Raw genomic sequence first — 11718 nt, 5'->3', positions numbered from 1 at the left:
CGCTATTTTATAGCAAATCAACCATCATAAATACTCAAAATTTACGTATTTTTGACATCTAAATTTTTCAATCCAAAAAATTATGAGTCACAATATTAAACCCGGAGTTGCAACAGGAAGAGAAGTACAAAATATTTTTAAACTAGCAAAAGAAAAAGGTTTTGCCTTACCAGCTGTAAATGTTATTGGATCTAACACTATAAATGGTGTTTTAGAAACTGCAAAAGCATTAAATGCACCAGTGATTATTCAATTTTCAAATGGTGGTGCACAATTTAATGCTGGTAAAGGCTTAAGTAATGAAAATCAGAAAGCTGCTGTTGCAGGTTCAGTTGCTGGTGCTAAGCATGTACACCAAATGGCAGAAGCTTACGGAGTACCTGTTATTTTGCATACAGACCACTGTGCCAAGAAATTATTACCTTGGATAGACGGTTTATTAGACGCTAGTGAGCAACATTTTAAAGAAACCGGTAAACCTCTATATAGTTCTCATATGATTGATTTATCTGAAGAACCAATCGAAGAGAACATAGAAATTTGCAAACAATATTTAGCTCGTATGAGCAAAATGGGCATGACTTTAGAAATTGAACTTGGTATTACAGGTGGTGAAGAAGATGGTGTAGATAATAGTGATGTTGACGCTTCAAAGTTATACACGCAACCAGAAGAAGTTGCTTATGCTTATGAAGAGTTAAGTAAAGTGAGTGACCAATTTACTATAGCTGCAGCCTTTGGTAATGTCCATGGTGTATACAGACCAGGTAATGTTAAATTAACTCCAAAAATCTTAAAAAACTCTCAAGATTATATTACTGAAAAATATGGTGTTGGGCATAACCATATTGATTTCGTATTCCATGGAGGATCAGGTTCTACGGTAGAAGAAATAAGAGAAGGTATTAGTTACGGTGTTATTAAAATGAATATTGATACTGATATGCAATGGGCTTTTTTAAGCGGTGTTAGAGACTACGTTCAAGATAAGAAAGACTACTTACAAACTCAAATTGGTAATCCTGATGGTGACGATGTCCCAAACAAAAAGTATTATGACCCACGCGTCTGGTTACGTAAAGGTGAAGATGCTTTTGTTGAAAGACTTAAAAAGGCATTTGAAGATTTAAATAATGTAGATACTTTATAAAAAGTATTCAAACTAATAAAACCCATTACAACTCAAAATCAGAGTTGTAATGGGTTTTTATTTCCCCAAACATTTTACTTTATAAACCAATTATACATTTTTGAGTTTAATAATAAAGTAGTAATTTTATATGTTTTACATTTGCACCCTAACACTAACTAAAACTTTCGATTAAAGATTTTCATATCTTAAATCGTAAATCTAAAACTGTAAATCAATATGGCTTGGTTTAAAAGAAAAGATAAAGGCATTCAAACCTCTACTGAGGAAAAAAAAGACACTCCTAAAGGTCTTTGGTATAAATCTCCAACTGGAAAAATAATAGATACTAAAGAACTCGAACAAAATTTTTATGTAAGCCCAGAAGACGGATACCATGTAAGAATTGGAAGCACTGAGTATTTTGAAATTCTATTTGACGATAATAAATTTAAGGAGTTAGATGCTAATTTATCTTCTAAAGATCCTCTCAAATTTATAGACACTAAAAAATATCCAGACCGATTAAAAGCAGCACAAGCAAAAACACATCTTAAAGATGCGGTGCGCACGGCAGTGGGTAAATCTAATGGACAAGATTTAGTTATTGCATGCATGGATTTTGCGTTTATTGGCGGTTCTATGGGAAGTGTTGTAGGTGAAAAAATTGCCAGAGCAGCAGACTATGCTTTAAAAAAGAAAACACCATTTATGATTATCAGTAAATCTGGTGGAGCACGTATGATGGAGGCTGCCTTATCCTTAATGCAATTAGCTAAAACCTCAGCGAAATTAGCGCAATTAGCAGATGCAGGTATTCCTTATATTTCATTATGTACAGATCCTACAACTGGTGGTACAACGGCATCATTTGCCATGTTAGGTGATATTAATATCGCAGAACCCGGAGCTTTAATTGGTTTTGCTGGCCCACGTGTTGTTAGAGATACAACTGGTAAGGAATTGCCTGAAGGCTTTCAAACTTCAGAATTTTTATTAGAACATGGATTCTTAGATTTTATAACACATCGTAAAGATTTAAAAAACAAGATTAATCTATATATTGACTTAATAAAAAATCAACCTCTTAGAGTTTCATAAAACTTTTAAAAATGAGACATTATAGGCTTATTATTACTGTAATATGTTGTCTAAATCTTATTTCTTGTAAGCAAGATGATGGTATTACTCTAACTCCTATAACCGATGATTTTTCTGCAACTGTTAATATAAATTCTACAAGTTTTTTTGATGAAGATCACCGCTTTGCAAGCAATGCTCCCATCGATATTAGTGTCAATGATTCGATAGAAGAAAATCAAGATTTTATAATCGAAGCTAGGCTAAATAAGCTTTCCTACGAAATCATTAATTATAATGGTGATTCTCAAACAACGCTGACTGATGCCGTTTTAATAATTGGAGGAATATCTATTGAAATTGAAGACTTAGTCATTCAAAATAATCTTAATACGGAAAGTCATGTAATCGATAGATATCTTTTAAACAATATTGCTTACTATTTTAAAGACAGTACCTCAATTAATGCGTTAATTACTGGACAACTTAGTGATACATCAGTAAGTTTTGATGTTCTTATTAGAATGAACATCACTGTAGGTATTGACGATTTTAACGATTAATAAAAAAAGCGAGCCTACTTCGACTACGCTCAGTAACCGAATGGCTCGCTTTTTTCTCCAATCAACCAAAACTAATAACTAATTTAAAGTTATCGGTATTTCTCTACCATTGTTAAAAGTAAATGTTGCTTCATTATCACAATCACCATCTCCATAATCGAATAAGCCCCCAAAATTAGTCCGTTGTACGTCAAAAATCCCACTAACAAAATAGGTGCATATTACTTCTCTACGCAATGGCATAATAACTTCATAGGTATGAGTATTTCCATTTACAAAAGTTGCTGTCCAGTTACCTGTAATTTCGAAAACATTGTCACTAAAAATACCACTACCGAAACCTTCAACCCATTCTCTAATTTTTGTACCTTCTCTAGAAGCTTGTACTCCATTTGGCCAAATTACAGTAATATCTAAATCATGTGTAAATTGCGGATTGCCGTATTCGTTAGATAGTTCTTTAAGGATAGAACGACTAGCAATAATGTTTTTAGCGTCAAAATAAAAATCAATCAAATTATAGTTAATCATAATTTGTTGTGCTTCAGGATTTCGTGTGTAATCGAATACGATTTGTCCTTTCAGTAGATGACCACGCACAATACAACCCTCAGTACCAAAATCTATAGTAACTTGTCTGTAACCTTGCTGAGCAACAACTGTAATTGTAACACAATCTGGAATATCTCTACTTTGAGCACTTCTATTTGCCAAATCAGACTCCTCTTCCTCATAGGCTTCAATAACTAGGTCTCCTAAAACATTGTCAATCTGGTCAATTTCAGCAGAGCGCTGAACTTCTTCTGTATCTTCGAGCTGGTTTTCTGGTTCTACAGTATTATCTTCACTACAAGACGTAAAGATTAAACCTAAAACCAAAAGGCTTAAAACTGTACTTTTAAATGAGTTAAAAGTTTTACTCAGGTCGTTCTTAATTTTTTTTGGGACTTCGTGATTTAAAAAATTCATGACTACTTTTTTTATTGTTAATATAGTGTTAAGACCACTGTATTTTCAAAAGGTTTAATCATGACTAAAAAAATTATCCTTTTTTAAAATAAATTGAAAACTCTGTACCTACATCGACTTCGCTTGAAACCTCAACCCTTCCACCTAAAGATTCAATATGATTTTTGGTTATAAAAAGCCCAATACCAATGGCATCTTCATTAGAGTGAAATGTTTTGTAAATCTCAAAAAGCTTATTTCCAAATTTGTCTAAATCTATTCCTAACCCGTTATCTTTTATTTTGAGCACTACAAAGTCATCTTCAACACTAGAGGTCAATTCTATGATAGGTATTCGTTTTTTAGATTTATATTTAATAGCATTGGTAAGAAAGTTGAGTATAATACTATCAAGATAAGCTGGAATTCCTTTTACAGTGATATTTTCATCAATTTCATTATATATTGTAGCCTCAGCATTCTGGGCCATTGCAATAATATTGTATGTGGCTTTTTCTACATAATCATATAAATTGAGGACTTGCATTTTAGAATCTTCAATTTCTTTAATTTTAGCAACTTCCGTTAAATGGGAAACAGTTTCTTGTAAGTTTTCAACAGCTTTTTTTAGAAGCTGAAAATTTTCGTTTGTATTTAGATTAGAAAAATCTTCTTCTAAAAACTCAGTAAGTGTCGATAAATTACCTGAGTGGGATCTTAGATTATGAGTTACTATATCAGCAAAAGACGACAATCTTTCATTTTGCTCTTTAGCAACACTAAGCATCGTTTTTAATTTATCTTGGTTTTTTTGTCTATTAGTAACATCAGAAAATTGCCAAATCATGTGAGGTCTGCCCTCTTTAAAATAGACTAAAGACACATAAATTAAGACCCAAATTATAGAACCATCTTTATGAAAATACCTTTGTTTAACACGATATTTATCAATCTCACCTCTAACAAGCTTTTCATATTTTTTTTCATGAACACCAAGATCCTCAATGAAAATGATATTATTGATATCCATATTAAAAAGCTCCCAACGCGTGTAACCAAAAATTTCGCAGACACTTTCATTTACTTTTAACCAATCACCATCTAAATTTACAATAGCAATGCCATTGTACGTATTATTAAAAATACGCTCTAGAACATCATAAGCGTTAAAGAAGTTACGCTGTGGTTTGGAAACTTTCATACATACAATTTAACAGGATTAATTCGTGATAGCTATTAAATTAGTATAGGGTTGGTTGAATAGAAATTAATTTTTATCTCATTCAACATCAAAAAGTTACGAAAAAAATCCCAAATCACAAAAAAACACTATATTTGCCGCTCGAAAGAAAGGCTTTCGTGTACATAACAATCATTTACAATAATATTAGCATGTATTTAGACGCAAAAGGAAAAGAAAAACTTTTCAAAAAACATGGTAAAGATGCAAAAGATACTGGTTCTGCTGAAGGACAGATAGCATTATTTACCGCAAGAATTAATCACTTAACAGAACACTTAAAAAACAATCGCAAAGATTTTAATACTGAGCGTTCGTTAGTAAAATTGGTAGGTAAGCGTAGAGCTTTATTAGACTACTTAACTAAGAAAGATATCTTAAGATATCGTGCCATAGTAAAAGAATTAGGATTAAGAAAATAATCTCAATAAAAAGACCACGTTTTTTAGCGTGGTCTTTTGTTTTATATAACGCAATCGAAAGCGTCTAAAATTCGAATTATGAATAAGCAGATTCTGAGATAAGTTCAGAATTAATAGTTTTTCATTGGTCATACAACTACTACACAACAACACAACGACCATTGTTTAACAGTACTGACAATGCGATGCATATCAGTACGAGAATTTAAAAATTTATGATTCCAAAGACATTTAGAGAGGTCATTGACCTAGGTGATGGTAGAGAAATTTCTATCGAAACCGGAAAATTAGCAAAACAAGCGCATGGAAGCGTTGTTGTGCAATCAGGAAAATGTATGTTATTATGTACAGTTGTTTCCAACTACGAACAAAAAGACGTTAATTTTTTACCATTAACAGTAGATTACAGAGAAAAATTTGCTGCTGCAGGACGTTATCCAGGTGGTTTCTTCAAAAGAGAAGCACGACCAAGTGACGGTGAAGTATTAACAATGCGTTTAGTGGACAGAGTTTTACGTCCATTATTCCCAAAGGATTACCATTCTGAAACTCAGGTGATGATTCAGTTAATGTCTCATGACGAAACTGTAATGCCAGATGCTATGGCAGGATTAGCAGCTTCTGCTGCAATTCAATTATCAGATTTCCCTTTTGAATGTCCAATCTCTGAAGCAAGAGTTGGTCGTGTAAATGGTGAATTCATCATTAACCCAACATTTGCACAATTAGCAGAGTCAGACATCGATATGATGATTGGTGCTTCTGCAGATTCAGTAATGATGGTAGAAGGTGAAATGGATGAGATTTCTGAAGAAGAAATGGCAGATGCGATTAAGTTTGCACACGAACATATTAAAGTACAGTGTGCTGCTCAAGTTAAATTAGCAGAAGCATTTGGAAAGAAAGAAACTCGTGAATATGAGCCAGAAAGAGAAGATAAAGATTTAGAGAAGAAAGTGCACGATATGGCATACGATAAAGTGTATGCTATTGCTAAAGCAGGTTCTGCTAAGCATGAGAGATCTGCTGCTTTTCAACAAATAAAAGAAGATATTAAAGCAACGTTTTCTGAAGAAGAATTAGAAGATTATGGCGGATTAGTATCTGATTATTACCGTAAAGCTGAAAAAGCTGCGATTAGAGATTTAACCTTAGATGAAGGTTTACGTTTAGATGGTCGTAAGACAACTGAGATTAGACCAATTTGGTGTGAGGTTGATTACTTACCATCAACACACGGTTCTTCAGTTTTTACACGTGGAGAAACTCAAGCATTAGCAACAGTAACTTTAGGTACGTCTAGAGATGCTAATCAAATAGATATGCCATCTCAAGAAGGTGAAGAGCGTTTCTATTTACACTATAACTTCCCTCCTTTTTGTACAGGTGAAGCTAGACCAATCCGTGGAACCTCTCGTAGAGAAGTTGGACATGGTAATTTAGCACAACGTGCATTAAAAGGTATGGTACCAGATGATTGTCCTTACACAGTAAGAGTTGTATCTGAAGTATTAGAATCTAACGGTTCGTCTTCTATGGCAACTGTATGTGCTGGTACAATGGCGATGATGGATGCTGGTGTACAAATGACAAAGCCTGTTTCTGGTATTGCAATGGGATTAATTTCTGATGCAGATTCTGGAAAGTACGCTGTATTATCTGATATCTTAGGTGATGAAGATCATTTAGGTGATATGGATTTTAAAGTAACTGGTACTGCAGATGGTATTACAGCTTGTCAAATGGATATTAAAGTAAAAGGGTTATCATACGAGATTTTAGTGAACGCACTACAACAAGCTCGTGATGGTCGTTTACATATCTTAGAGAAATTAACTGATACTATTGCAACTCCTAACGCTGATGTTAAGGATCATGCACCAACAATGATAACAAGACGTATTCCTAACGAATTTATTGGAGCCTTAATTGGTCCTGGTGGAAAAGTGATACAGGAAATGCAAAAAGAAACTGAGACGACTATCGTTATTAACGAAGATCCAGTTACTGAAGAAGGTATTGTTGAAATCTTAGGTGTTGGTAAAAAAGGTATTAATGCCGTTATGGCAAAAATAGATTCGTTATTATTTAAGCCAGAAGTTGGTAGCGTATACGAAGTAAAAGTAATTAAAATGCTAGATTTTGGTGCTGTTGTTGAGTATATGGATGCACCAGGAAATGAAGTTTTATTACACGTTAGTGAATTAGCTTGGGAACGTACTGAGAATGTATCTGATGTAGTAAACATGGGAGATGTTTTTGACGTTAAGTACTTCGGAGTAGATTCTAGAACACGAAAAGAAAAAGTTTCTCGTAAAGCGATTTTGCCAAAACCTGAAGGTTATGTTGCAAGACCACCAAGAGATAACAACAATCGTGGTAGAGATAACAGAGGAAGAGATAATCGTGGACGTGATAATCGAAATAGAGATAATCGCAGAGACGATAGAAAACCTAGAGAAGATAAGAAGGAAGATTAATTTTTTTTTGAATCTTAATATATGAGAAAGCCCAACAGTGATGTTGGGCTTTTTTAATTTCTAACGGAACGGATTACGGAGATTTTACTATTTATAGTTTTTCATAGATGTAAACAAACTCAGTAACTTCTATACCGTCGTCTGTAAAATCCCAACCATCAATAGCATAGTACAATCTTGAATTTATTATTCTAAAACTTCGGTTCTGATTAAAAAGAGATTCATTATGTACACCGTAGTAACCACTATTTCCACGGGTCCAATATTCTGTTTCAATACTTGATAAGCAATCATCAGTTTCTTCATCTGTATAATAATTATTAAATATTACTTTATTATCAATTGAGTTACGCTCAATTAAAAATTGAAGTGTATTCTGAGCCAGACAATTGGTTAACTCAACCTGAGTATTATCTACTTTTTTAATAATTAATTGCCAGTTTCCTACTATTGGATCAGAATCTGTCAAATCACCCTTCTCGCAATTAAGTATCAAAAAAATAAATAATGTTGAAAGAAATAAATTTATTTTCATTATGTCTGTATTTTAAATTCTTCTACTATTGACCCTGCAATATTATTAGCTTAAAATCGTTTCCCAAAACTAAGCCCAAACCATTGTTTAGTATTAAAATCAAATTCTTGATTTATATATATAGTTTCGCCTCCTATTTTTGAAGTTGTACTATTTATATTATCTACATAGGGTGAAACATGAACTTTAAAAAACCAATTGTTTCCAAAATATCTTCTAAAACCAACATTAGTAAATAGATAACTTATATATTTTGAAGAGTAATTAGATTTAGTTTGCACAAAGGTTGTACCAATACCAAAATCTAAGTAATTATTTTTATTTAAATCCAGCAAATAATGCACAGATATAGGAATTGTATGTCCAGCATCCGAAGACCCTAAAATCCCCAAATTATACCACAACCCTATACCAACTCTAGTTGATATTTTAGGTTCTTTCGTTAATTGTCTTTCGTAGTTAATAGAGCCTATTATTCCATTACCCAAAAATTCTGCATAAACACTATTTTTTTGGCAAAAACCAAATGATAATATTCCAAAGACAAAAATTAAAGTTATTAAGTATTTCATGACCTAAGCTTTAAGATTATATAGCTCAAATTTACTTGCGATATTTAACTTAAATCTTATGAAATAATCGATACTACAATAATATTTTTGTATTTTTTACAAATAATACAAATTCAGTAAAATATTATTGTTAAAAATGCAAAGTCAGCTCATTCAATATTTAAAAGACAAAAGTTTATCCAATTCATCTTTTGTAGATGAAATTGCAACCATTTTAGATATCGGCTATGACGCAGCCTACAGGAGAGTTAATTGCAAAACAAGTCTATCTTTAGAGGAAAGCGTAAAGCTTGCCAAGTATTATAAAGTCTCACTCAATAAGTTGTTTGAAATTGGAAGTCAAAACACCATTCTTGTAGAGAAGTCGCCTATTATTTCTAACGAATCACATTTAGAAGATTATTTCACAACATCTATTGAGAATTTAATTCCCTTAACCCAACTCAAAAGTGCCTCTATTTTATATTCAGCAAAGGATATCCCACTCTTTTACACACTCAAAGATTCTTATATTACCAGGTATAAAATCTACGTTTGGTTAAAACTCACTGACAAAGAAATGACTAAAAACAAAGTGTCTTTCGATGAATTTATTAAGACTATTCCAAATTCATTATTAGAAAAAGCGTTTGAACTTGGACAGACCTATAATTATATAAATATTACAGAATTCTGGAACGATAACACAATCAATGGAACACTTGAACAAATCATTTACTTTTTTGAGTCTCAACTATTATCTAAAGATTTAGCTTTAAAGATTTGTGATGATTTAGAAGACATAGTAAATCATGTAGAAAAACAGACTATTCAACAAAGCATACTAAACTCTAAAAATAATGCTTCTTACAACCTGTACAAGAGCGACTTATTGACGATGAGTAATATTATTATGGTAAAAACAACGCATAAAAAAATCTTTTTTGTTCCATATACTGTTTTGGAATATCTAAAAATAGAACATCAAGAAACATGTGATATTATGGACGACTTCTTTTCTCGCCAGATGTCCAACTCAAAACTCTTAGTGCATTCTGGAGAGAAAGATAGAGTTCTATTCTTTAATAAAATGATTCAAAAAATTGACAAGCTTAGAGGGCGAATAAATTTAGGAGAATCCTTTGGACTTTAATAAAAAAGAAGCTTAATGTTAAATTAAAATCAAAAATAGTCCAAACTTTAAAAGGGAACGTACATCTGTTATCAATTAATTATTTAATCACAAATAGATATATGTCCTCAAAAAAGTTTGCCTCAAAGAATATTGTTTCCAATACAAAACGCAAATCCAAAAAACTCTCAAACGATTTTAATCTTTTTTTGACTAGTAGAAGTAAAATCGAAAGTCCTTACAATAAAATTGTACTGTTTAGTTCATTTTTACTTCTTGTCATAGGAATCTATTTCCTCTCTGTATTTCACAATGACTTCGAACAATTGAAACTAAACAAGGCGAGCTCTACTTTAGGTTATACGTTCATAATTTTATCCACGAGCTTATTTACGTTTAAAGCCACCTTCTTTTTATACAAAGCATACAATTATTATAAATACAAGCCTATTGCATCTGTTTCAGATAAAGAATTACCAACATGTACTGTAATTGTGCCTGCGTATAACGAAGGAAAGCAAGTTTGGGACACCTTAATGAGTTTAGCAAACAGCAATTACCCTAATCATAAAGTACAGCTTATTTCTATAGACGATGGCAGCAAGGATGACACTTGGGATTGGATGTTAGATGCAAAAAATAAGCTTGGAGATCGTTTAGAGATTTACCAACAACCAAAAAATCAAGGAAAACGCCATGCATTGTATCGTGGTTTCAATTTAGGAACAGGTGATATATATATTACTGTAGATAGTGATTCTATTGTTACTGAAGATACACTCAGAAATTTAGTTAGTCCTTTTATCAAAGATGAACAATGTGGTGCAGTTGCAGGTAATATTAGAGTGTTGAACAATAAAAAAGAAATGCTTCCTAAAATGCTCGATGTTAGTTTTGTTATGAGTTTTGAGTTTGTACGTTCTGCAGAGAGTAATCTGAATTCTGTTTTATGTACTCCTGGGGCATTAGCTGCATACAGAAGTACTGCAGTTCATAAGTGCTTACCACAATGGATTAACCAGACTTTTATGGGACAAGCATCGGATATAGGCGAAGATAGAGCCATGACCAATATGATATTAAAACAAGGTAAGCACGTGTTATTTCAAAAAAACGCTGTGGCATATACCAATGTACCAGAACAATATTTAGGCTTATACAAAATGTTTATTCGTTGGGGACGAAGTAATGTTCGTGAGAATCTTGAAATGGCAAAATATGTGTTTAGTAATTTTAGAGCAAAAGGAAAACTTGGAACACGCATTCTATTTGTAAGTCAATTCATGAAAATATTAATGAGTTATCCATTATTGATTTCTATGCTATTCTTTGTATTAGTGCACCCATTATTATTTTTAGGATCCACATTGGTTAGCATTTTAGTAGCATCGACATTCTCTGTACTGTTTTTTGCAAAACAATATAAAACTACCGAAGGAATTTGGGCATACTCCTATAGTATTTTATATACATTCGCTTTATTCTGGATTACGCCTTATGCCATAGCTACAGCCAGTAGAAGAGGCTGGTTGACTCGTGGTTAGAGCTAAGAAAAGTAAGGTATAGTACTCTACTAAAAAATCATTATACCGTTAGCTATGATAACGCAGGACAAGAGTATATGAGTATAAGATTTAA

11 protein-coding genes are annotated in these 11718 nt (G+C 32.5%); 7 read left to right on the top strand and 4 right to left on the bottom strand.

The window, feature by feature from the left end; genetic code table 11:
- Window positions 1–82 precede the first annotated feature (82 nt).
- The 3 genes from fbaA (at window position 83) to SJY34_RS14440 (ending at window position 2772) form a co-directional block, all read left to right on the top strand.
- Window positions 83–1150: a class II fructose-bisphosphate aldolase gene (fbaA, locus tag SJY34_RS14450; protein ID WP_400076827.1), complete on the top strand. Its 1068-nt coding sequence runs from the start codon at window positions 83–85 to the stop codon at window positions 1148–1150.
- A 219-nt stretch (window positions 1151–1369) separates the two neighbouring features.
- A complete protein-coding gene (gene accD / locus SJY34_RS14445) occupies window positions 1370–2230 on the top strand; it encodes an acetyl-CoA carboxylase, carboxyltransferase subunit beta (RefSeq protein WP_400076825.1) in 861 nt (286 codons plus the stop codon).
- Between the two features lie 11 nt (window positions 2231–2241).
- Window positions 2242–2772 carry a hypothetical protein gene (locus SJY34_RS14440; RefSeq protein ID WP_400076823.1) on the top strand — a complete coding sequence of 177 codons (531 nt, stop codon included), beginning with the start codon at window positions 2242–2244 and terminating at the stop codon, window positions 2770–2772.
- A 78-nt stretch (window positions 2773–2850) separates the two neighbouring features.
- On the opposite strand, the gene SJY34_RS14435 is transcribed toward SJY34_RS14440, so the two are convergent.
- Window positions 2851–3741 (bottom strand): hypothetical protein, encoded by an 891-nt coding sequence (locus tag SJY34_RS14435; RefSeq protein ID WP_400076821.1) that lies wholly within the window; start codon window positions 3739–3741, stop codon window positions 2851–2853.
- 73 nt (window positions 3742–3814) lie between these two features.
- Window positions 3815–4921, bottom strand: a complete 1107-nt coding sequence (locus SJY34_RS14430; RefSeq protein WP_400076819.1) for a PAS domain S-box protein — start codon at window positions 4919–4921, stop codon at window positions 3815–3817.
- 191 nt (window positions 4922–5112) lie between these two features.
- Between SJY34_RS14430 and rpsO the strand changes: the two genes are divergently transcribed.
- Both rpsO and SJY34_RS14420 read left to right on the top strand, forming a co-directional pair.
- Window positions 5113–5382, top strand: a complete 270-nt coding sequence (gene rpsO, locus SJY34_RS14425) for a 30S ribosomal protein S15 (RefSeq protein WP_400076817.1) — start codon at window positions 5113–5115, stop codon at window positions 5380–5382.
- A 215-nt stretch (window positions 5383–5597) separates the two neighbouring features.
- Entirely contained in the window at window positions 5598–7862 is a 2265-nt protein-coding gene (locus SJY34_RS14420) for a polyribonucleotide nucleotidyltransferase (RefSeq protein WP_400076816.1), read from the top strand.
- Window positions 7863–7953: 91 nt separating this feature from the next.
- Here SJY34_RS14420 and SJY34_RS14415 read toward each other — a convergent pair whose 3' ends face one another.
- Window positions 7954–8397 carry a hypothetical protein gene (locus tag SJY34_RS14415; protein WP_400076814.1) on the bottom strand — a complete coding sequence of 148 codons (444 nt, stop codon included), beginning with the start codon at window positions 8395–8397 and terminating at the stop codon, window positions 7954–7956.
- A 50-nt stretch (window positions 8398–8447) separates the two neighbouring features.
- Window positions 8448–8969 (bottom strand): hypothetical protein, encoded by a 522-nt coding sequence (locus SJY34_RS14410; RefSeq protein WP_400076812.1) that lies wholly within the window; start codon window positions 8967–8969, stop codon window positions 8448–8450.
- 136 nt (window positions 8970–9105) lie between these two features.
- On the opposite strand from SJY34_RS14410, the gene SJY34_RS14405 reads away from it, so the two are divergent.
- Window positions 9106–10101 carry a hypothetical protein gene (locus SJY34_RS14405; protein ID WP_400076810.1) on the top strand — a complete coding sequence of 332 codons (996 nt, stop codon included), beginning with the start codon at window positions 9106–9108 and terminating at the stop codon, window positions 10099–10101.
- A gap of 101 nt (window positions 10102–10202) precedes the next feature.
- The gene (locus SJY34_RS14400; RefSeq protein ID WP_400076809.1) at window positions 10203–11624 is read left to right on the top strand and encodes a glycosyltransferase; all 1422 of its coding nucleotides are present in this window, start codon (window positions 10203–10205) and stop codon (window positions 11622–11624) included.
- The last annotated feature ends 94 nt before the right edge of the window (window positions 11625–11718 follow it).

Source organism: Winogradskyella sp. R77965 (genome assembly GCF_044594915.1).
Lineage (GTDB): Bacteria > Bacteroidota > Bacteroidia > Flavobacteriales > Flavobacteriaceae > Winogradskyella.
Note: the sequence above shows the minus strand (reverse complement) of the source record. Positions and strands in the feature narration are given on the sequence as shown.